Origin of the sequence: Streptomyces sp. BI87 (genome assembly GCF_025957665.1) — a bacterium.
GTDB lineage: Bacteria > Actinomycetota > Actinomycetes > Streptomycetales > Streptomycetaceae > Streptomyces > Streptomyces albidoflavus.
On record NZ_CP110079.1, the window covers coordinates 2,839,621 to 2,862,008 of the forward strand.

The window sequence follows — 22,388 nt, forward strand, 5'->3', positions numbered from 1 at the left end:
ACGGGCCCGATAGCCTTCGCCCATGACATCCCTGCCCCGCGGCGGAGCCGCACGTCAGTTCAGCCCGGCCACGCGCCGCGGGTTCGCCGTCCTCGGCGCGGTGTCCGCCGGCCTGCTCGTCCTGTCCGCCTGCGACAAGCCGACGGCGGTCGCCACCGTCACCATCGGCTCCGACTCGGTGAACTCCGAGGCGACGTGCTGGAACGGCGGCTCCAAGATCGACGAGAAGAAGCTCCAGGAGTGCCTCCAGGACAAGGGTGAGGGCGACTCCGGCAACGGCGCCGAGGTGAAGACCGTGAAGGTCGACACCGAGGCCGACGTCCACATCGGCGTCGACCCGAAGATCGCCGACAAGGGCTGGACGATCCTCATGAACGGCCAGCCGCTGACCGACGCGTCCAACAAGACCTTCCGGACGATCCCCGGCAGCGTCTTCTTCAACCAGCAGTACGGCGCCTCCGGCGACTCCACCGTCCTCTCCATCCTGGAGAACGACGGCAGCTCCGCCACCGGCCTGTGGTCGTTCAAGCTGGAGAAGGAGTCCTGACCCGCCTGCCCACGCCCGCCGTGCGGCTGCTCGTCGCCACCGCTGTCCCGCCCGAGCGGGACGCGGTGGCGCGCGCGTTCGGGGCGCCGGACACCCCGGAGGAGACGGCGCTGCCCGGCGCGGTGCTGCTGCGCACCCCGGGCGCCGACGTGCTGGCCGCCGGGGTCGGCCCGGCCGCCGCGGCGAGCGCCACCTCGGCCGCACTGACGGCGGCCCGGCTCGCGGGCAACCCGTACGACCTGGTCGTCTCGGCCGGGATCGGCGGCGGTTTCGCCGAGCGGGCGCCGGTGGGCGCGGTGGTGGTCGCGGACCGGATCGTCGCGGCCGACCTGGGCGCCGAAACACCGGACGGCTTCGTTCCGGTGACCGGGCTCGGTTTTGGTACGGACGTGCACGTGCCGCCCGCCGCGCTGGTCGAGGCGGCCCGCGAGGCGGGGCTCGTGCCCGGCGCGGTACTCACCGTCTCCACGGTCACGGGCAGCGCCGGCCGCGCCGCCGAGCTGCTGGCCCGCCACCCGTCGGCGGTGGCCGAGGCGATGGAGGGCTTCGGCGTCGCGGAGGCGGCCGCCGCGCACGGCGTACCGGTGCTGGAGATCCGCGCCGTCTCCAACGCGATCGGCCCCCGCGACCGCGACGCCTGGCGGATTCCCGCCGCCCTCACCGCGCTGACCTCGGCCTTCGTCCGTCTCGCCCCCGCCGAGGCGGGGAGCCCCTTCGCCCTGGCCCGCGCCCGCCTCGTACCGTGAGCGGGTAGCAGTACGCGCGGCACAGGCGGCGCGAGCAGCAGCAGTAGCAGTAGCAGTAGCAGTAGGGAAGGCGAGGCGGCGACATGAGTGAGAGCGGTACGGGCGGCGGCGTACGCGGGACGGCGGACGAGGAGGCCGGGCGGCTGAGCATCGCCTACTCCCCCTGCCCCAACGACACCTTCGTCTTCGACGCGGTCGCCCACGGCCGGGTCCCGGGCGCGCCCGCGCTCGACGTGACCTTCGCCGACATCGACCTGACCAACGGCATGGCCGAGCGCGGCGAGTACGACGTCCTCAAGGTCTCGTACGCGGCGCTGCCCTGGCTGCTCGACGAGTACGCCCTGCTGCCGTGCGGCGGGGCGCTCGGCCGGGGGTGCGGCCCGCTGGTACTGACCCGCGAGGCGTCCCTGCCGGGGGCGCTGGCCGGGCGGACGGTGGCGGTGCCCAGCGAGCGGTCGACGGCGTACCTGCTGTTCCGGCTCTGGGCGGCGGACCAGGTGCCGGGCGGGGTCGGGAAGATCGTGGTGATGCCGTTCCACGAGATCATGCCCGCGGTCCGGGACGGCAAGGTCGACGCGGGCCTGGTCATCCACGAGGCCCGCTTCACCTACCAGAACTACGGCCTGCACAAGCTGGCCGACATGGGCGAGCACTGGGAGGCCACGACCGGCCTGCCGATCCCGCTCGGCGCGATCATCGCCCGCCGCTCACTCGGCGCCGACCGCCTGACCGCGCTGGCCCAGGCGCTGCGCACCTCGGTCCGGATGGCGTGGGACGACCCCGCCGCCTCCCGCCCGTACGTCCTGGCGCACGCCCAGGAGATGGACGCGGACGTCGCCGACCAGCACATCGGCCTGTACGTCAACGAGTTCACCGCCGACCTCGGCGAGGACGGGTACGCGGCCGTGCGCGGCCTGCTGACCCGGGCGGCGGCCGAGGGCCTGGTCCCGCCGCTGGCCCCGGACGCCCTGCGTTTCCCGTGACCGGAACGGAACGGCTGGAACACGTACGACGAGACCGCCGGAACAGCGTGTTCCGGCGGTCTCGTCGTACGCGCTGAAGGGAGTCGCTCGCTCAGACGTCGAGCTGGTCGGCGACGGCGCGGAGCATGCCGGCGACCTTGGCGCCGGAGGCCTTGTCCGGGTAGCGGCCGCGCTCCAGGCTGCGGCTGACGTTCTCCAGGACGGTGGTGAGGTCCTGGACGATGGAGGCCAGCTCGTCGGGCTTGCGGCGCTGCGCGGCGGCGACCGAGGGCGCCGGGTCGAGGAGCACCACGGAAAGTGCCTGGTCACCGCGTTGCCCGGCGACCACGCCGAACTCCACCCGCTGACCGGGCTTGAGCGCTTCGACGCCGGCGGGCAGCACGGACGAGTGCACGAAGACGTCGCCGCCGTCGTCGCGGGAGAGGAAGCCGAAGCCCTTCTCGCTGTTGAACCACTTGACCTTGCCAGTCGGCAAAGCACTGTCCCTTCTCGCCCTGCCGCCGTCCGGCCGCAGTGTCCTGGTCACATATCAGGGGGGATGTACCCACGGCGAAGCTATCCCATCCGCTCCACCCCGGCGCGGAGATTACGGGGGCCGGGGAACTACCCTGGTCCCGTGTCCGACACCACCCAGCAGACCCCGGCCCCCGGCGACCGCCTCGTGAAGACCGGCGGCATCGTCTTCATCATCGGCGCCCTGGCGACCCTCGTCACCGTCGCGCCCCTCTTCCTCGGCTCCGACCCGTTCCCGACCGCGGCCTACCTGGTCTCCATGCTGATGGGCGTCGGCTTCCTCGTCGCGGGGGCCGGGCTGGTCCGCCAGATCGCCGCGCAGCGGCGCGAGACCCGGGCGGCCGTCGAGGGCTGAGCGCCACACCCCGCCCGGCACGCTCCGGCTCACTTCCGAACGTTCCGGGCGCCCCGCGCGCCCTCTTCCGCGCCCTCCCCCGCTCTCCGGCTCCCGCCGATGATGGGCCCGCCGCCGATCTGCGGCGACCACGGACGCCGCCCGCTCCGCTGGCGGAAGCGTTTCGCCTCCCGGAATCGGCGACGACCGTCGGCCAAGGCTGAACAGCGACGGCGCCGCTTCCGAACCCGGAACGCGACGCCCCGCTGAGTCTCCGGAAAGCGGAAGGCGGAACGATGTCTCGCGCACAAACGACGGCTCGCGTACAGGTGATCCACAGCTCGGGTGTCCTGCGATCGGCCCTGGTGGCCCTGCTGGAACGCGAAAGGTTCCAGGTCACGGGCGCCCCCGGCTTCAGCAGAGCGTCGTCCGGCACCACCAGCGCCACCGGCGCCCCCGCCACGGTGACCGTCGTCGACGGCTCCTGTCCCGTGGGAGCGGCCCACCTCGAACGCCGCTCCCTGCAAGGCTCCGCCAAGGAACCCACCCACGCCACCCCCGCCCTCGCGGCCTCCCGGCCGGGGCTGGGGCTCGCCGGGGCGGGCGGGGGGCGCGCGGCACTGGTGGTACTGGCCGGGGCGGACCACCCCGGCGTACTCCGGCTCGCCTACGCGGCCGGCGCACTCGGCCTGGTCGACCGCGACGGGGCCGCCGGCCACCTGGCCACCGCGATACGCCTGGCCGCCGGGGGCGGTCGGTACGTGGACGACGGGCTGGCGATGAGCTTGCTCCGGGCAATGGACATGCCGCTGTCACCGCGCGAGGTGCGGGTGCTGAGCCGGGCCGCGCAGGGGGACTCGGTGGCGGAGATCGCGCGGGGGTTGTGCCTGTCGCACGGGACGGTGCGGAATTACATGGCTTCGGCTACGCGGAAGGTGGGGGCGCGGAACCGGGTGGATGCTATTCGGATCAGCCGGGCGGCGGGGTGGGTCTGAGGGGGCGTGGGGCTTGGGGGTGGGATTGGCGAGTGGGGTGGGGTTGGCAAGTGGGGTGGGGCCAGGTGAGCCTGCGGAGTGTGGTCGGGGTGTGAGTGGCTGGGCTGGGTGAAACCCCAGGTCAGCGAGACTGCTCCCCGCGCGTGCGGGGTTGGTCCCGACTGACGGCCGACCGTGAGCAGAAGCGCCAGCTGCTCCCCGCGCGTGCGGGGATGGGCTCGCGCCAATCGTCAGCGCTCCTGAGCGTGCCCACTCCCCGCCCAGGCCGAGGTCGACGCTGTGCTTCGACTCCCCACCGCCGAAGGCTGCCGCACCCCCGCCGCCAGTTCCCGATACAAGGCCGACTCCCGCAGCAGCGAGGCGTGCGTCCCCAGGTAAGGGGTGGCCCCGTCCAGGAGCAGGACACGCTGCCCGGGATCAGGCACCGGAAAGTGATGGCTCACCGTGATGACCGTGGCCGGGTGGGAAGCGAAGGCAAGCTCTGTGGCTTCCCGCGCCCCCGCGTCCAGGTGGGCCGTGGGTTCGTCCAGGAGGAGCAGGGGCGTAGGTGTCAGCCAAGCTCGGGCGAGGGCGATGCGGCGGCGTTCGGACGGGGTGAGGTGGTCCGGGCGGAGGGGGGAGAGGGGGTCGGGTGCGAGGGAGGTCAGGGTGAAGGTGTCGACGGCTTCTGTGATGCGGGAGTCGGGGGCGTCCGGGGCGAGGTAGGTGAGGTTGTCGCGGAGAGGGGCCTCGAAGATGTAGGGCTCCTGGGGGACGAGGACGCGGGCGTTCGTCCCGAGGGCGCGGGCCTGGGTGGCGGTGTGGCCCGCGAGGTGGATCTGGCCGTGTCGGGGGTGGGCGGTGCCGGCGAGGAGGGCCAGCAAGGTGGATTTGCCCGCGCCGCTGGGGCCTACGACCAGAAGGTGTTCGCCGGGTTCGACGGTGAGGTCGAGGTGGTCGAGGACGGGGGCGGCGTCGGGACCGTAGGCGAAGGTCACGCCGCGCAGGGTGACGGCGGGGGGTGCCGGGCGGGTGGGGTGGGGTCCGGGGGTTGAGGGTTCCGCGCGGGATGGCTCAGGCGCGTGGGAGGGCTCGGGGAGCGAGGGTGCGGGGATGGCGGGTCCGTCGTCCGGCTTCCCTTGCGAGCTGGCCCTCGCCCCCCGTACGCCGTCCCCTCTCCCTCGTACGTCCGCCTGCTCCTCCCGTACGTCAACCTCCTCCCCCAGCAGCCGGTGGAGCACGACCACCAGCCGCGACCCCGCCGTGCCCAGGGCCGTCAGCAGGGCGTTGACGGCCGGGAGGAGGGCGGTGGTGACGTAGGTGAGGGCGGCGAGGAGTTCGCCGGGGGTGAGGCCGGACGAGAGGAGGGTGGGGGCGGCCAGGAGGAGGGTGGCCACGGGGAGGTGGGCGGCGAGGCCGAGGGCGGTGACGCGGATGGCTGACCAGCGGGCCAGGGCGGTGGCGGCGGTGGCCTCGGCGGTGATGAGGGGAGCTGCCTCGGCGGCGACCAGAGGGGCGGCACCGGTGGCCGAGATGTCGCGGGCCGCGCGGTCCGTCTCGCCGGCGAAGGCGGCGAGGTGTTCGTCGGCGTCGAGGAGGTCGCGTTGGCGGGCGGCCATGGAGCGGAGGGTGGCGGCGAACAGCGTGAGGCCGGCGGCGAGGGGGATCAGGACGAGCGGAAGGAGCCTCGGGGAGAGGGCCGCCAAGCCGGTGATCGCGCCCGCTGAGGTGAAGAGGAACGAACGTACCGTCAGGAGGACGCCGCCGGCGGCGTCGCGGGCGATCTCGGTCTGGGCGGTGAGGCGGGAGACGCGTGCCGTGTCGGCCGGGGTGGGTGAGGTGACGGCCCGGGTCAGGGTGGCGCGGACGACGCGGCGGACCAGGGAGTCGCGCAGGGGCTCGATCACCCCGCCGAGCGCGCGGAAGACCCCGGCGTCGGCGAGGCCCCCGGCGAGGGCTGCGGCGGCGAGGGCGAGCAGCCAGAGGAGGCCCGTGCGGACGTCCCCGGAGAGGAAACCGTCGTCCAGGGCGCGGGCGACGGCGTAGCCGGTGAGGAAGGTACGGGCCGATTCGAGGAGCGACCAGGCGGCCAGCGCCCCGAGCGGACCCTTGCGGCGGCGGGCGAAGGTGAGGCCAGGGCGCAGCAAGGGGCTGGGGGCGCCGTCGGTGTCGCGAAGGCGGGTCACTCGGCGGCCCCGGTGCCGTTGTCGACCCCGACGCCTGCGCCAGCGCCGCCCCCAACCCCAGCCCCCGCCCCCGCCCCGAAGACCGCACGGTAAGCCGGGTCCCGCCACAGGGCGGAGTGCGGCCCCGTCCCCCGTACCCGGCCCGCGTCGAGCCAGATGACCTGGTCGGACTGGGCGGCGGTGGTGAGGCGGTGGGTGACGGTGAGGCGGGTGCCGGGGGTGTCGGTGAGGGCGCGGGTGACGAGGTGGGCGGTGACGGTGTCGAGGCTGGAGGTGGCGTCGTCCAGGATCAGGAGGCGGGTGGGGCGGGTGAACGCCCTTGCCAGGCCGAGGCGTTGGAGTTCGCCGCCGGAGAGGGGGGCTGCGGGGAGGGGGGTGCGGGTGCCGTGGGGGAGGCGGTTCGTGAAGGTGTCGGCGGCGGCGCGGCGCAGGGCTCGGCGGAGGTCGGGCTCGGGCAGGGGGCCGCAGGCGACGGCGTCGGCGATCGTCGTGCCGAAGAGGGCCGGGCGTTCGAAGGCGTACGCGACGGCGCGGCGCAGGGCGTCGGCGGAGAGGGTGCGCAGGTCGGTTCCGTCGAGGAGGACGGTGCCCTCGTCGGGGTCGGTGAGGCGGCCGGCCACCGCCGCCAGCAGGGACTTTCCGGCGCCGGACGGGCCGACGAGGGCGGTGGTGGTGCCGCCGGGGAGGGTGAGGGTGACGGAGTCGAGGAGCGGTACGCCGTCGCGGGTCACGTGGACGCCGCGGAGGGTGAGGGTGCCATCGCCGTCGGGGGGCAGGTCGCGCGTCCCGTAGGGGGTGGGCGGCAGGGTGGTGACGGTCTCGACGCGGGCGGTGCCCGCCTTGGCGCGTACCCAGCCGTTGAGGGCGCCGGCCAGCGCTCCGGCTCCGGCGGCGAGGACGGCGTAGCGGGAGAGGGCGAGGAGGTCGCCGGGGGTGAGGTGGCCGGCGACGAGGCGTACGCCGCCGACGGCGAGGACGGCGGCGACCAGGAGCGGCATCAGCGCGCCGGAGAGGCCGGCGGCGCGGCCCTGGACGCGCCAGGTGCGCTCGCCGGCCGCGCGCATCCCGGCCAGCGGGGCGAGGACGCGGCGTTCCTCGGCACGGACGGTTCCGGCGGCGGCGATGGTGGCGGCGCCGGTGAGGGCGCCGGTCAGCAGGCGGGCCATGCGGCCCTGTTCCTCCTGGTACGTGGTGAGGGCGGCGCGGCCGTCGCGGAGCAGGGCGCGCAGGATCAGGAGGAGGAGCGGGACGCCGCAGACGAAGGCGGCGCCCGCCCACGGGTCGACGAGGAAGAGCCCGGCCAGGCCACCGAGGGGGGCGAGGCCGGCGGCGGCCGCGGTGGCGGCTGCGACGGGGGCGGTTCCGGCGTCGAGGGCGTTGGCGGTGAGGCGGGTGGGCAGGCCGGTGCCGGTGGTCGCGGCGGGGGGCGCGGCGAGGAAGCCGGCGAGCGCGCGGCGGCGCAGCCAGGCCGTGGTGGCGGCGCCGGTCCGGCCGCCGGTGCGGGCGACCAGGGCGTCCGTGGCCACCTCGGTGGCGATCAGCGCGGTGCACAGCAGGACCCAGAGCCCGGCGTCGGCGCGGGCGATGAGCAGGTCGACCGCACGGCCGAGGGCGAGGGGCAGGGTGACGGCGGCGGCGGCGCCGAGCGCGGTGGCCGCGAGGACGAGGGCCGCGGGACCCCTGCCCCGGCGTACCGCCTCCCGCAGCAGGCGCCCCTCGGCGGGCGGCGGGCCGGGAGTGGCGCGGGCCCGGTCGGCGTCGGCGGGGGCGGCGGTCATGGCTGCTCCGTTCGGGCGGGCGGGGGGGGCGGGGGCGTCCGGGAGGGGCGCGGAACGCGGGAGGTCCCGGGCGCTGGGGCGCCCGGGACCAAGGGTTGTCGCACGCGCCCGGCCCGCGGGGGCCGGGCGCGCGGCGGACAGCCGGGGTCAGCCCTGCGTCACGGGGTGCAGAGGGTGACGCTCAGCGAGCTGTACTCGCAGATGAGCAGCGAGATCTGGCTGCCGGTGGCGAGGTCGCCCACCGCCTCCTCCTGCGGGGTGTCCATCGCCTGGAGGTCGAGAAGCGCCATGACGTACTCCTTCGTGTCGAGCGGTCGGACGACCGCCACCTGGGAAAACGAGTGGTGCTGGTGGTGCTGGGTGGTGCGCGACCCTGGGTTCAGGGCCGGTCTGTGGGCCGCCGGAGCGGCGGGAGGAAGGGCAGGTGCGCGGCGGGTTCGCCGTAGGTCGCGGCCAGGGCGAGCAGGACGCCGGCCGTGCCGGTGGAGAGGTCCATCGACAGGCGCGTCAACTGTTCGCCGGGGTGGGCGAGATGCCCTTCGTAGGTGAGCGCGTGCCAGTCCAGCAGGGTGGTCTGGCGGGTCAGGAGGGCGGTGCGGGCGGCCCGGTCGCCGGGGGTGGTGGTGCGGGCCAGGTGGAGGAGGAGTCCGGCCACGCCCCGGAAGAGGCCCGGCTGGATGTAGAAGGCGGAGCCGGTGGCCCGCAGGAGGGCGGTACGGGCCTCCTCGAAGTCCGGGTCGGGCCGCCGGTCCAGGTAGTCGTCGAGGACCAGGGCGATGCCCGCGCTCCCGGAGCCGAGGTACGGCATGGTCCGCCGGGCCTCGGAGACGACGAGCGAGCCGTCCGGTCCCGGCACGCAGCGGCTCAGCTCCTGACGGAGGGCGGTGGCGGCGGTGTCGAGCAGGGCGGCCTCGCCGGTACGGGCGTGGCGGCGCAGGCAGAGCAGGGCGGTGCCGGTCGGGCCGTGCAGAAGTCCGGCTCTGCCGCCGGGGGCGGCGGGGCGGAGGGCGGCGGCCTCGGCGCGGTCGGCGGCCTTGCCGAGGGCGGGGTCGTCGGCGGCGTCGGCCAGGTCGCGCAGGGCCAGGGCGACGCCGGGGGCGCCGGAGTGCAGACCGGGGCCGAGTGTGTCGAGGGGTTCGGCGGCGACGAGGTGGGCGAGGCGCAGGGCGTCCTCGCGGTGGCCGAGGCGGTCCAGGGTCCAGGCGATGCCGGTGAGTCCGTCGTAGAAGCCGGTCGGGGTGCCGGAGGCGGGGCGGCGGGTGGTGCGGATCAGCCATTCCTCGGCCTCCTCGCAGCGGGCGCCGACGGTGTGGAGGGCGTGCAGGACACCGGCGGCGCCGTAGCCGTACGACTGTCCGCCGGCCGGGGTGGCGAACTGGGCGATGTCGCCCGGGAAGTAGCGGTCGTCGCGTTCGGGGGTGGCGGAGGCGAGCAGGGCGGCCACCATCGAGTCGCGGGCGGCGGGCCAGTCGGTGGCGCTCACCGGGGGGCGGCCACGGGGTGTCGCGGCCTCCGGCCTGGCCGGGCCCGCGAGTTCGGTGACCGCCTCGTCGAAGAGGGCGCGGTCGATGCCGTACCGGTCGGCGGCGAGGTCGGCGAGGTGGGCCGCCTTGTCGCGGTCGAGCGGCAGCAGGGTGGTGAGCGGGACGAAGAGGGCGAGGCGGAGGCAGGCCAGGGCGTACCGGTCGACCTCGGTGCCGCGCAGGTGGGGCGGGGCGACGAAGGCGGGGTTGGCGACGATCTGCGGGCGGCGCTCGGCGGCCGGGGTGGCGGCCTCGAAGTCCAGGAGGGTGACGGAGAGCTGGTCCGGCGCCACCATGATGTTGTTCATGTGCAGGTCGCCGAAGGCGATGCCCCGGGCGTGGAGTGCTTCGACGGCCTCCGTGACGAGCTGGTGGGTGCGCAGGGCCCAGGCGGTGTGCTCGGCGAGGGCTTCGGCGGCCGGTTCGGCGGCGGAGAGCGGGAAGCGGCGGGCGAAGACGGTGTTGAGCGGGGTGCCCGGGATGAACTCCATGGCCAGGAAGCGGTGTTCGCCCACGGTGTGCAGTCCGTGCACGCGCGGGACGCACGCCAGCCCTTCGAGGGCGCGCAGGGCCGCGTACTCCCGCTCCAGGCGGGTGACGGCGTCGGCCCCGTCGGCGGCGAGCCCGGCGTACGGCCGGCCCTCCTTGAGCACCACGGCCTCGCCGGTCTCCCGGTGCGAACCGGCGTACACCCCGCCCCCGTTGGAGAAGTGCAGGGCGCGTTCGACGGTGTACGGGAGGTCGGTCGTGCCCTGGGCGGCGCGGGCCTCGGCGTGCGGGCGCAGGAAGTCGGGGAGTTCCACCCAGTCGGGGAGGCGGAAGGCGGGGCCGCGGGGGTCCGGGACGAGGCGGCCCGCCGGGTCGGCCACCGCCGGGACCAGGGAGCCGTCGGCGGTGCGGGTGAAGCGGGGTGCGAAGGCGCCGTAGCGGACGTGGACCGGGCCTTCGCCCCAGCGCAGGTCGCTGAGGACGACCGGGCCGGCGCTGCCCTTGAGGGCGTCGGCGAGTTCGGCGGCCAGTTCGCCGCAGGCGGTGGTGGTGGCCGGGTAGACGGTGACGAACTTGCCGCTGCCGGCGCGGTCGGCGTACTTGGTGTTGCGGTGGAGCAGCAGGGCGGGCCCGGCGAGGAACTTGAAGGCGGTGGCGTGCTCCTGGCAGATCCCGGCGACGGTCTCCAGGACCTGTTCGGCGTTGTCCGACGTCGCGGAGACGTGGATCTTCCATCCCTGGGGCGGTAGTTGGCGCCCGGCCGGGGCGAGCGAGAACCAGTCGCCGCGCTCGGCGCTCTCCCAGCCCTCGGGGGCGGGGCGCAGGGCGAGGGCGTAACGGTGACCGCCGCCGCCCTGGTCGTCGCCGTCGGCCGCACGGCCGGCCCGGCGCGGGGTGTCGTAGAACCAGCGGTCGGCGCCGCTGTAGAGCGCGTACTCCGGATTCACCGGCCCCCCTCGCCGTCTGCGTTCCCGTGCCGTGCTGTGCTGTGCCGTGCGTCGATGACGGGTTCCACACTGCCCGTGGTCGGGCGGTGCCGGTAAGTAACGCTTGTCATCGGCGAGTTGTGGGAAACGCATGGTCCGAACGGGTCATGGCGGACGGGCTCGGAGCGTGCTGCGAGGGGGCCGGGGCCGGGCCCGGAGGGGCTCAGGAGGTGGTGGCCAGGGCCTCCTCCAGCTCGTCCAGGATCTGCTGGGCGGCGGTGTAGCCGATGCCCTGGATCCACAGCTCGTCCTCGACCTTGTGGACGGCGCCGGACTTGACGGCGTTCAGGGAGCGCCAGAGGGCGGACTTGGTGGTCTGCGTCTCCTTGGCCTTCTCCGGGTCGCCGTAGGTGGAGGTGAAGACGGCGTCGGCGTCGGCCAGGTCGATCTTCTCGGGGGACACGTCGTACGAGAAACCGTCGGTGGCCTTGTCGGTGACGGCGGGGCGGCCGAGGCCGACGTCGGCGAGGAGGGTGCCGATGTAGTTCTTCTTGCCGTAGATGCGGATGTCGGCGCCCTCGACGAAACGGACCACGTTGACCTCGGTCTCCTTCGCCTTGGCCGGGCCGCCGACCGCCTCGGTGACCTCGGCGGCCCGCTTCTCGTAGGCGGCGGTGGCGCGGTCGGCCTCCTTCTGCTTGCCGAGGGCCTCGGCGTGCAGCTGGAAGTTCTCCTTCCAGGGGTAGCCGGTGTTCTCCGTCATCACGGTGGCGGCGATCTTGCTGAGCTGGGCGTACCGGGCCTCGTCGCGGACCTTGGAGGTGAGGATCAGGTCGGGCTTGAGCGCGGCGATCGCCTCCAGGTTGGGCTGGGCGATGACGCCGACGTTCTCGATCCCGGCCAGTTCCTTCTTCGGCAGGTAGCTCGCGAAGCCGCCGGCGGCGTCGGAGCGGACGGCGCCGACCGGCTTCACGCCAAGGGTGAGCGCGGAGTCCAGCTCGGCGGTGTCCAGGACGACGACCCGCTTCGGCGCCTCCGGGACCTTCACCTCACCCATCGCCGTCCTGACCGTACGGGTGGCTCCCGCGTCCTTGCCCGCGTCGGCGGCGGTGTCCTCGCCGGCGCCGCAGGCGGTGAGGGTGACGGCGAGCGCGAGGGCGCCGGTGGCGGCGAGCAGCGGACGGGCGGTACGTCGGGTCATGGCGTGGCCCTGCTTTCTTCTCGGGTGGGGACAGCGGGTTCCGGCGCCGGCCGGGCGCCCCAGGGCGCGCCCGGGACGACGAGCGGGGAGCCGGTGACGGGGTCGGGGACGACGACGCACTCCAGGCCGAAGATCTCCCGGACCAGGCCGGCGGTGACGACCTCGGCGGGGGCGCCCTCGGCGACGACGCGGCCCTCGCGGAAGGCGATGAGGTGATCGGCGTAGCGGGCGGCCTGGTTGAGGTCGTGCAGGACGAGGACGACGGTGCGGCCCTGCTCGCGGTTGAGGCGGCGGACCAGGTCGAGGACCTCGACCTGGTGGGCGAGGTCGAGGTAGGTGGTGGGCTCGTCGAGCAGGAGCAGGTCGGTCTCCTGGGCGAGGGCCATGGCGATCCAGACGCGCTGGCGCTGGCCGCCGGAGAGGGCGTCCACGGGACGGTCGGCGAGGTCGGTGGTGGCGGTGCGGGCCATCGCCTCGCCGACCGCCCGCTCGTCCTCCTCGGACCACTGCTGCCACCACCGCTGGTGCGGCTGGCGGCCGCGCGCCACCAGGTCGGCCACGGTGATCGCCTCGGGCGCCACCGGGGTCTGCGGCAGCAGCCCGATCCGCCGGGCGATCTGCCGGGTGGGCAGCCGGGCCAGTTCCGTGCCGTCGAGGAGGACGGCGCCGCCGGCCGGGCGCAGCAGCCGGCCGAGCGCCCGCAGGGTGGTGGACTTGCCGCAGGCGTTGGGCCCGATGATGACGGTGACCCGGCCGTCGGGGATGTCCAGGTCGAGACCGGGGACGACGGTGCGGTCCTCGTAGGCGAGGGTGAGGTCCCGGGCGGTGAGACGGGCGGCGGGGCGGGTCATGAGGTGCCTCCGGTGGCGCGGGGGCCGTGTCGGGTGACGAGCAGCCAGATCAGGTACGGGGCGCCGACCGCCGCGGTGAGCACCCCCACCGGCAGTTCGGTCGGCGCGAAGAGACGGCGGGCCAGCAGGTCGGCGGCGACCACGGTGACGGCCCCGGCCAGCGCGGAGCAGACCAGCGGGATCTGCGCGGTACGGGTCAGCCGCCGGGCGATCTGCGGGGCGAGCAGCGCGACGAAGTCGACGGGCCCGGCGGCGCCGGTCGCCACCGAGGCGAGGACCACCCCGACGAGTACGAGGCCGAGGCGGGCCCGTCCCAGGCGGGCGCCGAGGGAGGTCGCGGTGGCGTCGTCCAGGGTGACGGTGCGCTGGGCGCGGGCGGCCCAGACCAGCGCGGGCAGGGCGGCGAGCAGGGTCCAGCCGACGAGGGCGGCTTCCGGCCAGGCGCGGCCGTTGAGGGAACCGCTCATCCACACCTGGGCCTGCTGGGCCACGGTCTGGTCGCCCTTGGTCAGGAAGAGCGTGGTCAGCGCCCGCAGGGCCACCGCGAACCCGACCCCGACCAGCACGAACCGGGTGGCCTGGAGCCCGCCCCGCCAGGCGAAGAGGTAGACGAGGAGCGCCGCGAGGAGCCCGCCGCCCACCGAGATCCAGGGCAGCACGGTGTACGAGGTGACGCCGAAGGTCAGCGCGGCGACCGTGGCGGCGCTCGCGCCCTGGCTGACGCCGATCAGGTCCGGGCTGGCCAGCGGGTTGCGGGCCACCGTCTGGATGAGCGCCCCCGCGATCCCGAACGCCGCCCCGACGTAGACCCCCGCCACCATCCGGGGCAGCCGCAGCTCCCCCACGACCAGCGTGTCCGGCGAGGGACGCGCCAGCAGCACGTCGACCACCGACCCGGGCGCGACGAAGCTCTCACCCACACTCAGGTACGCGACGCAGACCACGGCCAGCACGGCCGCCAGGACGGCGCCGGTCGCCACCGCCCGCACGGGGACGAGGAGACTGACCGCCCCCAGCCGTACGGGGGCGTACCCGGCGGGTCGTACGCGGGCGGGTTCCGGCCACGCCTTCAGCACCGTGCCGCCGCTCACGCGGTCACCGCCCTGCCCCGGACGAGTGCCACCAGGAAGGGCACGCCGATCAGCGCCGTCATGACCCCGGCGGGGGCCTCGCCCGGCGGGAAGAGGACGCGGCCGACGGTGTCGGAGGCGAGGAGCATCACGGGGCCGGTCAGGGCGGCCAGCGGGAGGACCCAGCGGTGGTCGCCGCCGACCAGGTGGCGGACGAGGTGCGGGACGGCTAGGCCGACGAAGGCGATCGGCCCGGCGGCGGCCACCCCGACCCCGGTCAGCACGGCGGCTCCGGCCCCCGCGGTGATCCGTACGGCCGCTACCCGCTGCCCCAGCCCCTTCGCCACGTCCTCCCCCAGCGCCAGCGCGTCCAGCCCCCGCGCCGAGGAGGCCACCAGCGCCAGCCCCACCAGCAGGAACGGCCACACCTGTACGGCCACCTCGGCGTCCCGGCCCTGGAGCGCGCCGACGTTCCAGAAGCGGAACTCGTCCAGGGCGCTGGAACTGGTGGTCAGCACGGCGGTGGTGACCGAGACCAGCAGGGCGTTGATCGCGGCGCCGCTCAGCGCCAGCTTGACCGGGGTCGCGCCGCCCCGGCCGCCCGCCGCGACCGCGTACACGGCGACCGCCGCGAGCCCCGCCCCCACGAACGCGAACCACACGTACCCGGCCAGGGTGTGCACCCCCGCGAAGGCGATGGCGAGGACGACCCCGACGGAGGCGCCCTGGCTGATGCCGAGGATGCCCGGGTCGGCGATCGGGTTGCGGGTGATGCCCTGGAGAGCCGTCCCGGCGACGGCGAGGGCGGCGCCGACCATCACGCCGATCAGCGTGCGCGGCAGCCGCATCTCCCGGACCACCTCGGCGTCCGGGCCCGTGGCCCCCTGGAACAGGGCCTCCACGACCGTTCCGGGCGCGACCGTACGGGCGCCGACGGCCAGGCTGAGGACCACCGCGACCAGCAGCGCCGCCAGGGCCGCCACCGTCCAGGCCGCCCGGCGTACGGAGCTGTCCCGGCGGGGCCGGGGTGCGGCGGGCGGGGCCTTCGCCAGGGGCGGGGCGGCGGGTGGCGCGGGGGTCATCGGGTCCTTCCGGGTCGTCTCCGGGGGCGCCTCCGGGCTGTCACCGGGGCGGCGGCCGGGAGCGGACATCACGGCACACCACCCCAATTGCCCGTTCTGCACCGGAACTTAGGCTTGGCTAAGTGTACGGCTGCCGGGGCTGCACAATGGAGGGATGCCCGAGCACCTCACCTCCCCCGCCGCGCCCGCCCCCTCCGACCCCGCCGTACCGGCCGCACGTCCGGCTCCGGGCGGGGCGGGGCCCGTCGTCGGGTTCGACCTCGACATGACGCTGATCGACTCCCGGCCGGGCATCGGCGCCGCCTACCGCGTACTCGCCGCCGAGACCGGCGTCCCCATCGACGTCGACCTGGTCGTCTCCCGGCTCGGGCCGCCCCTGGAGACCGAGCTGGCCTGCTGGTTCCCGGCCGACCAGGTCCCCGCCGCCGCCGCGCGCTACCGCGAGGTCTACCCGTCCACCGCGATAGCCCCCTCGCTCGCCCTGCCCGGCGCCGCCGAGGCCCTGGAGGCCGTACGGGCCCACGGCGGACGCTCGCTCGTCGTCACCGCCAAGAACGAGGAGCACGCACGGCTCCACCTCGATCACCTCGGCCTGCGGGCAGACCTCGTCGTGGGCAGTCTCTGGGCCGAGGCCAAGGGGGTCGCGCTGCGCGCACAGGGGGCCACCGTCTACGTCGGGGACCACATCGGCGACGTTCGCGGCGCCCAGGCCGCCGGCGCCTTCTCCGTGGCCGTCGCCACCGGAGGCTGCACCCCCGACGAGCTCCGCACCGCCGGCGCCGACCTCGTCCTCCCGGACCTGGCCGCCTTTCCCGCGTGGCTGGCGGAGTTCGCCCACTGACCCGCCTCATACGCCAGCTGGGCTGTCATCGGCCGCCTGCCCCACCGGGGGCCCGTTCCCCGCTGGCCCCTGAACGGGGCTGGGCCGCCTCTGGCCGGGCCCGTTCGGCCGTGCCGGTCACCGATGGCCTCAAGCGCCGGCCGGGCTGTCTTTTGCGGCTGGGCTCCGCCCTGACCTGCTGGTTCTCGACCCTGCCGGTCAACGATTGGCCTCAAACGCCGGCCGGGCTATAGGGGTTCGCGGTTCGTTCGCCGTCTGGGTCGGGCGGGGCCGCACCGGGGTACCTCCTCACAAACTGCAGGGTGCGGGGTCAGTCGCTTCAAGACGGCCGTGTGTGCAGTTTGCTGCGGGGGCACCCCGGCACGACCCCGCCCTTCCGTCTCGCCGGCGTCGTCCCGCCGGTGGGAGGAGAAAAGACAGACCGCCACCCATTGATCTGTGTGACCAGCTGAAGTGACGACGGTGGTCGCTGTGGAGAAGCCCGGTATCGGTGACGGCCTCATCCGCCCCTCCGGCGGTCGGCCGCGTACGAGACCGTGGGGTGGGGACGTGTCGGGGTGCCCCCGCAGCAAACTGCACACACGGCCGCCATACTCCAACTCACCCCGCACCATGCAGTTTGTGAGGAGGTACCCCGGCGCGGCCCCGCCCCACCCACGCACCGGAGAAACCGCGACCCTCACAGCCCGGCCAGCGCTTGAGGCCAGTCAGTGACCGGCACGGTCACAACCGGAAGGCCGGGAAGCCACGCGCAGCCACACCCCACCGAACCCCAGCCCGGCCGGCGCCTGAGGCCATCGGTGACCCGCAGGGCCGAGGCGGGCAGGCGAAGACGGAACCCAGCCCTACCGCAGCCCAACCCAGCCCGGCCGGCGCTTGAGGCCATCGGTGACCGGCACCGTCGAGACGGAGCCCGGCAATCAACAGCCCGGCCGGCGCTTGAGGCCAATCGCTGACCCGCACGGGCGACAACCGGCACCCCCAGTCGCGGCGCAGCCACACCCCGGCCAGGCGAAAGGGGGCGCCCCGCCCCCCTCACCCCGCATGCTCGGGAGCCGTGATCCCGAGCACCACCACATCGTGGTGGACCCCGCCCACGAACTCGTGCTCCCGCAACCGCCCCTCCTCGACGAACCCCACCCCCCGGAACAACGCGAGGGAAGCCTCGTTGAAGGCGTACACCTCCACCTCGCACTTGTGGAACCGCTCCTCGCGGAACATGTACCCGAGCAGCAGAGAGACGGCCTCACGGCCGTACCCCCGGCGCCGGTAGGCCCGCCCGATCTTGACCCCCATCCGGAACCGCCCGGCCCGCCGGTCCGCCTCCCCCACGGTCACCGCCCCGGCGAACCCCCCGTCGGCCAGATCCTCGACGACGAGCCGGAACGCCTCACCCCCGGGCGGACGCCCGGCCCGCTCGGCGGTCCACCTCCGGAAGCTCTCGTCCGAGCGGGGCGGCTCCACCAGGCCGGCGGCGCGCACCCCGTCGAGGTCCCGGGCCAGCTCGCGGAAGTGACGCCAGTCCTCGGGCTCGACCCCGCGCAGCCGCAGCTTCTCACCGGTCCAGATGTCCCTCACGACGCCCCCAACTCCCCAACCGTGGCGGGCACTCGGGGCCCACCCGTACGACCCAGCCACCGTACCGGCGCCCGGCCACGGACAAACCCTGAGTACCGGCCGGCCCGCCAGCCCGCGTAGCGTGCACCCCCCGCGCGCAGGTCGGCCGCGCGACGAACGGGGTAGGCACCCCTGGACCCGTAACGGCACCGGTGCCGCCAGGAGGAACGATGAAGCAACCGGCTGGGACAGCGGGCGGGGCCGTCGCCGAGGAGGCGCGGCCGGTGGAGGGTGTCGAGGGGGACGGGCCGGTGAGGGGCGAGCCGGGGCGGGCGGCCGAGTGGTGGCGGGCGTTGCGGCGGACGCCGGGGGCGTTCTGGCGGGACGACGTGTCGGACTTCGCGGCGGCGCTGACCTATTACGCGATCCTCGCCGTGCTGCCGGCGCTGCTGGTGGTCGTGATCGCTTTCGGGCTGGTGAGCCCGGACACGGCGGAGCGGTTCGTGGGGCAGGTGACGGCGTGGGCGCCGGGCGGCTCGGGGGCCTCGTTGCGCGAGGTGCTGACGCGGGTGGTGCGGGTCGACTCGACGGCGTGGACGCTGCTGGTGACGGGCGGCGCGAGCGCGCTCTGGTCGGCCTCCAGCTACCTGGCGGTCTCACGGCGCGCGCTGCACCGCATGTACGGGGTACGGGACCGGCGTTCGCCGTGGGGCAAGGCGCACCGGATCGTGGCGACGGCGCTGGCCCTGCTGGCGCTGCTGCTGGTCAGTTCGCTGCTGCTGATGCTGACCGAGCCGGTGGCCGAGTCGATCGGGCGGCTGCTCGGGCTGGACGCGGGGGTGGCGTGGGCGTGGAGCGTACTGCGCTGGCCGCTGCTGCTCTGCCTGGTGGCCTGTCTGGTCGTGGTCGTTTTCCGGAACGGCCCGGTGGCCGCCCGCCGCCGCGCCCACAGCATCCCGGGCGGTGTCCTCGCCGCGACGCTCTGGCTGACCGCCTCGGCGGGGCTCGCGCTGTACGCCTCGGTGCTCAGTACGTACAGCCGGCTCTACGGCTCGCTCGCGGGGATCGTCGTCTTCCTGGTGTGGCTGTGGCTCTCCAACGTCGCGCTGCTGCTCGGCGCCCAGTTCACGGCGGAGCTGTGCCGCGCGGAGGGGGGCCCGGGCGCGCCGCCCTGCCACCCCACGGACGAGGACGATCCCGCCGGGGCCACCACTTCCGGCGAACCCCGGCGGCCCTCGGCCGGCGCGTGATCCTCTTCCGCTTTTCGCCCGGCGCGGGCGTCGCGCACGTTTTGCGGGCAAGAGGGACGATCACGCGCAGAGGGCGCGTACATCCCGCCAGGAGCTGGCCTGAACTGGTCACTTGACATATGACACATGATCAGTTGGGCCCTACCCATGACTCCCTGGCGACCGTTACTTTACGAAGTGTGATTACTGAACGAGAGATTCCGCTCCGCCACGGCTCCACCTCCGCCTCCGCCACCGCCGCCGACCACCTGCTCTTCGCGACGCGCGGCGAAGAACACCTGCGCTGGCGGGAGCTATTCAGCACGGAGGAGTTCGGCCACCGGGACTTGCCTCACCGGGAAAGGGTGGAGTTGTCCTATCGGCGCTTGCGTACCGTCGCCGCCGCGATACCCGACCCACGCGCGCTCGCCCTGAGCGCGCCGGCGCTGACCGCGCTCCACGAGTGGGCGGGCCCGGCCGATCCCGGGATGGCCACGCTGGCCTCCATCCACTACAACCTCTTCCTCGGCAGCCTCCTCGACCACGACCACGAGGAGCGGGACCTGGAGCCGTGGCTCCGGATGGACCGGATCGGCACGTTCCTGTGCACCGAGGCCGAGCACGGCAACGACGCGGTGAACATGGAGACGACCGCCGAGTACGACCGCGCCTCTCGTCAGTTCGTCCTCCACACCCCGGGCCCGGGGGCGGCCAAGTGGATGCCCAACACCTCGCTGACCGGCGGCCCGAAGGACGCCGTGGTCGCCGCCCGGCTGCTGGTCGACGGCCGCGACCTGGGCATCTTCCTCTTCCTCACCCCGCTCAGCGACGAGCGGGGCCACTTGCCGGGCGTCAGCGTCGAGCGGCTGCCGCACACGTCCGGCGCGCCCGTGGACCACTGCGCCACCCGCTTCCACCACGTGCGGCTGCCGCACAGCGCGATGCTCCAGGGCGACCACGGGCGGCTCAGCCCGGAGGGCGAGTTCGAGAGCACGCTCGGGAGCCCTCGTATCCGCTTCCTGCGGTCCATCGGCCGGGTGTCGATGGGCAAGCTCTGCATGTCCGGATACAGCCTGGGCGCCACCCGGCAGGCGATCGCGGTCGCCGTACGCCACGGCTCCACGCGGCTGACCTCCGGCATGACCAAGGGCATCAGGGTCCCGCTGATGGCCCACCGCAGCCACCACGAGCCGCTGCTCGACGCCCTTGCCACCACGTACGCGGCGACGCTGCTGCACCGCTCGGTGGTACGCCAGTGGGAGGTGGCCGAGGAGGCCGAGCGCGAGGAGGTCGACCGGCTGGTCGCGGTGACCAAGGGGTGGATCACCTGGGCCGCCCGGGAGACGATGACGACCTGCCGTGAGCGGTGCGGCGCCAAGGGGCTGCTGCTGACGCAGGGGATCGCGGGCCAGCTCGCCGCCAACGAGGGCACCATCACCGCCGAGGGCGACAACAAGGTCATCTGGGTCAAGGCCGCCGGTGAGCTGCTGATGGGCGGGTTCACCCCGAAGCCGCCCAGCGAGACCGCGCCCGAGCAGCGCTCCCTGCGGGACGGTACGCACCTCCAGGACCTGATGGCGGACGTGGAGCGGATCTGGCACGAGCGGGCCCGGACGCGGCTGCGCTCGGGCGGCGTACGGGGCAACCCGATGGCCCGCTGGAACGGGGCGGTCACCCCGGCGCTGGAGCTGGTCGCGGCCCACGCGCACCGGCTGGCCGGGGAGGCCCTGCTGGAGGGCGCCGACCGGGTCACCGCCGAGGAGGCCGAGCACATCCGCGACCTGCACCGCCTGTTCGCGCTGCGCCAGGTGGCGGCGCACAGCGGGGAGCTGCTGGCCGGGGAGCGGCTGACGGCGGAGCAGGTACGGCGGCTCCCGGACGAGGTCGAGCGGGTCGTGGCGGACCTGGAGCCCCACATCCTCGCCCTGACGGAACGCTTCTTCGTACCGGAGAACCTGCCTGGCAGCGACCCCGCCGGCCTGGTCGAGGCCGCCCCGGAGGCCTCCGCCGGCGGCCCCGAGTCCCTGACCGGCGGGACCGGCGGGCTCCGGGAGAGCGAGCCGGACGCGGCATGACGGGCTGAGGCGAACGGCGGCGTGACGCGGGACGGCCCGCCGTGCGTGGGCACGACGGGCCGTCCTTCGTCTCTCGTCCTCCGGGCGGCACGCCGGGCCGGAGGCGTCCGGGTCAGACCCGGAAGATGTCGAGGAAGGAGCTCCAGAAGCCCTTCCTGCGACCGCCGCCGTCCGAGGAGGCGGTGGCGGTGTGCTGCGGCTGCGAGGTGGCGGGTGCCGCCTGCTGCTGCGGGATGCCCCGGCTCTGGAGGGCCGCGGCCATCCGGGTGGCCGGGGTCGGGCTGAAGGCGACCGGCAGCGAGACCAGGGCCCGGTGGAAGGGGCCCGGACGCCACTGGAGTTCTTCCTCCGGGACGCCGAGTGCCAGGTCCGGCAGGGCGTTGAGGATCTTCTCGACCGCGGTGACCGCGATGACCTGCGCCGGGTCCTTGGCGGGGCAGGCGTGCGAGCCCGCGCCCCAGGCGAGGTGGGCGCCGCGTCCCGCGCTGCGGCGGGCCTCGGCGAGGGCGGGGTCGCTGTTGGCCCCGGCGAAGGAGATCAGGACGGGACTGCCGGCGGGGGCGATGACACCGTTGCCGAAGTCCGTGTCCTGGACCGGGTAGTGGGCGGCGTAGTTGGCGATCGGGGTGCGGTGCCACAGGACGTGGTCGACCGCCTCCTCGACCATCATCCCGGCGCCCCGGCCGCTCGCGCCGCCGGAGAGCAGTTCCAGCAGGGCGTTGCCGATGAGGTTGCGCTCCGGCTCGATGCCGGCGCCCATCAACATCACCAGCTGGTCCTTCAGCTCCTCGTCGGTCAGCCCGGCCGGGTGCTGGATGAGCCAGGAGATAACGTCGTCCGCCGGCTCGCGGCGCTTGATCGCGATGAGCTGCATCAGGCAGGCGTCGAGGCGGGCCTTGGTCCGCACCGGGTCCTTGCCGTCGAACATCGCCGACATCTCGGTGGTGAGGGTGTCACCGATCTCGGCCGGGCAGCCGAAGAGCTTGTTGAAGAGCAGCAGCGGGAGCAGCTTGGCGTACTCCGCGAGGAGGTCGGCGCGGCCGCGCTCGCTGAACTGGTCGATGAGGTAGTCGGCGATCGGCTCCACGTCACGGCGGATGCGCGTGATGTTGAGCTTGGCGAGGCTGTCGGTGACCGCCTTGCGCAGCCGCAGGTGGACGGCGCCGTCGGTGAACAGGGCGTTCGGCCGGTACGCCATCATCGGCAGGACCGGGCTGTCCATCGGGACGCGGCCCTCGTTCAGCGCCGCCCAGCGGCGGGCGTCACGGGGGAAGCTCGTCGGGTTCTGGAGGACGCGCAGCGCCGTCTCGTACCCCACGACCAGCGTCGCGTCGACTCCGGGCGCCAGCTCGACCGGGCCGGCCGGGCCCTGCTCGCGCAGCTGCTCGTAGACCGCCTGGGGGTCGGCGGCGAAGTTGGCGTCGTGCATCGGGCATCTGCCGGTCGCCGAGACGTACGGGGGATGGCTTTCCATGGGGTCTCT

Annotated in this window: 19 protein-coding genes; 8 read left to right on the top strand and 11 right to left on the bottom strand. The window is 74.6% G+C overall.

Translation table 11 applies throughout. The features are described 5' to 3' along the window. Positions 1–22: 22 nt before the first annotated feature. The 3 genes from OIM89_RS12230 to OIM89_RS12240 all read left to right on the top strand — a co-directional run bounded on the left by OIM89_RS12230 (position 23) and on the right by OIM89_RS12240 (position 2,276). Positions 23–547, top strand: coding sequence for a hypothetical protein (locus tag OIM89_RS12230; protein ID WP_030700153.1), 525 nt, complete (start codon positions 23–25; stop codon positions 545–547). 20 nt (positions 548–567) lie between these two features. Beyond that, positions 568–1,293, top strand: coding sequence for a futalosine hydrolase (locus tag OIM89_RS12235; RefSeq protein WP_030700154.1), 726 nt, complete (start codon positions 568–570; stop codon positions 1,291–1,293). Between the two features lie 83 nt (positions 1,294–1,376). Beyond that, positions 1,377–2,276, top strand: coding sequence for a 1,4-dihydroxy-6-naphthoate synthase (locus OIM89_RS12240; protein WP_257380528.1), 900 nt, complete (start codon positions 1,377–1,379; stop codon positions 2,274–2,276). 91 nt (positions 2,277–2,367) lie between these two features. Here OIM89_RS12240 and OIM89_RS29860 read toward each other — a convergent pair whose 3' ends face one another. Next, a complete protein-coding gene (locus OIM89_RS29860; RefSeq protein WP_023417793.1) occupies positions 2,368–2,751 on the bottom strand; it encodes a cold-shock protein in 384 nt (127 codons plus the stop codon). 141 nt (positions 2,752–2,892) lie between these two features. Between OIM89_RS29860 and OIM89_RS12250 the strand changes: the two genes are divergently transcribed. Together OIM89_RS12250 and OIM89_RS12255 are read left to right on the top strand one after the other, a co-directional pair. Further along, positions 2,893–3,144 carry a hypothetical protein gene (locus OIM89_RS12250; RefSeq protein ID WP_030700156.1) on the top strand — a complete coding sequence of 84 codons (252 nt, stop codon included), beginning with the start codon at positions 2,893–2,895 and terminating at the stop codon, positions 3,142–3,144. A gap of 275 nt (positions 3,145–3,419) precedes the next feature. After that, complete coding sequence (locus OIM89_RS12255) at positions 3,420–4,118, top strand: helix-turn-helix transcriptional regulator (protein ID WP_192831828.1); 699 nt, start codon at positions 3,420–3,422, stop codon at positions 4,116–4,118. Positions 4,119–4,348: 230 nt separating this feature from the next. On the opposite strand, the gene OIM89_RS12260 is transcribed toward OIM89_RS12255, so the two are convergent. From OIM89_RS12260 to OIM89_RS12295, 8 genes are all read right to left on the bottom strand, one after another. Then, positions 4,349–6,283 carry an ABC transporter ATP-binding protein gene (locus tag OIM89_RS12260; protein ID WP_264491260.1) on the bottom strand — a complete coding sequence of 645 codons (1,935 nt, stop codon included), beginning with the start codon at positions 6,281–6,283 and terminating at the stop codon, positions 4,349–4,351. After that, positions 6,280–8,061 carry an ATP-binding cassette domain-containing protein gene (locus OIM89_RS12265; protein ID WP_264296869.1) on the bottom strand — a complete coding sequence of 594 codons (1,782 nt, stop codon included), beginning with the start codon at positions 8,059–8,061 and terminating at the stop codon, positions 6,280–6,282. The genes OIM89_RS12260 and OIM89_RS12265 overlap by 4 nt, the downstream gene beginning before the upstream one ends. A gap of 158 nt (positions 8,062–8,219) precedes the next feature. Continuing rightward, entirely contained in the window at positions 8,220–8,351 is a 132-nt protein-coding gene (locus OIM89_RS12270; protein WP_008415578.1) for a SapB/AmfS family lanthipeptide, read from the bottom strand. An 89-nt stretch (positions 8,352–8,440) separates the two neighbouring features. Beyond that, complete coding sequence (gene lanKC, locus OIM89_RS12275) at positions 8,441–11,020, bottom strand: class III lanthionine synthetase LanKC (protein ID WP_264491261.1); 2,580 nt, start codon at positions 11,018–11,020, stop codon at positions 8,441–8,443. Positions 11,021–11,222: 202 nt separating this feature from the next. Continuing rightward, positions 11,223–12,200, bottom strand: coding sequence for an ABC transporter substrate-binding protein (locus tag OIM89_RS12280; protein ID WP_047471897.1), 978 nt, complete (start codon positions 12,198–12,200; stop codon positions 11,223–11,225). Then, positions 12,197–13,051 carry an ABC transporter ATP-binding protein gene (locus OIM89_RS12285; protein WP_030700114.1) on the bottom strand — a complete coding sequence of 285 codons (855 nt, stop codon included), beginning with the start codon at positions 13,049–13,051 and terminating at the stop codon, positions 12,197–12,199. Before OIM89_RS12285 ends, OIM89_RS12280 begins: the two co-directional genes overlap by 4 nt. After that, positions 13,048–14,142 carry a FecCD family ABC transporter permease gene (locus OIM89_RS12290; protein WP_051727348.1) on the bottom strand — a complete coding sequence of 365 codons (1,095 nt, stop codon included), beginning with the start codon at positions 14,140–14,142 and terminating at the stop codon, positions 13,048–13,050. The genes OIM89_RS12285 and OIM89_RS12290 overlap by 4 nt, the downstream gene beginning before the upstream one ends. Then, a complete protein-coding gene (locus OIM89_RS12295) occupies positions 14,139–15,203 on the bottom strand; it encodes a FecCD family ABC transporter permease (RefSeq protein WP_226965542.1) in 1,065 nt (354 codons plus the stop codon). The genes OIM89_RS12290 and OIM89_RS12295 overlap by 4 nt, the downstream gene beginning before the upstream one ends. A 154-nt stretch (positions 15,204–15,357) precedes the next feature. On the opposite strand from OIM89_RS12295, the gene OIM89_RS12300 reads away from it, so the two are divergent. Beyond that, positions 15,358–16,044, top strand: a complete 687-nt coding sequence (locus tag OIM89_RS12300) for an HAD family hydrolase (protein WP_175510490.1) — start codon at positions 15,358–15,360, stop codon at positions 16,042–16,044. A 1,035-nt stretch (positions 16,045–17,079) separates the two neighbouring features. On the opposite strand, the gene OIM89_RS12305 is transcribed toward OIM89_RS12300, so the two are convergent. Further along, on the bottom strand, positions 17,080–17,622 hold the full coding sequence (locus tag OIM89_RS12305; protein ID WP_264491262.1) for a GNAT family N-acetyltransferase: 543 nt from the start codon (positions 17,620–17,622) through the stop codon (positions 17,080–17,082). A 209-nt stretch (positions 17,623–17,831) separates the two neighbouring features. On the opposite strand from OIM89_RS12305, the gene OIM89_RS12310 reads away from it, so the two are divergent. Together OIM89_RS12310 and OIM89_RS12315 are read left to right on the top strand one after the other, a co-directional pair. Continuing rightward, complete coding sequence (locus OIM89_RS12310) at positions 17,832–18,851, top strand: YihY/virulence factor BrkB family protein (RefSeq protein ID WP_264491263.1); 1,020 nt, start codon at positions 17,832–17,834, stop codon at positions 18,849–18,851. A gap of 119 nt (positions 18,852–18,970) precedes the next feature. After that, positions 18,971–20,905 carry an acyl-CoA dehydrogenase gene (locus OIM89_RS12315; RefSeq protein ID WP_226964232.1) on the top strand — a complete coding sequence of 645 codons (1,935 nt, stop codon included), beginning with the start codon at positions 18,971–18,973 and terminating at the stop codon, positions 20,903–20,905. A gap of 112 nt (positions 20,906–21,017) precedes the next feature. Here OIM89_RS12315 and OIM89_RS12320 read toward each other — a convergent pair whose 3' ends face one another. After that, positions 21,018–22,334, bottom strand: coding sequence for a cytochrome P450 (locus OIM89_RS12320; protein ID WP_037665595.1), 1,317 nt, complete (start codon positions 22,332–22,334; stop codon positions 21,018–21,020). Positions 22,335–22,388 lie beyond the last annotated feature (54 nt).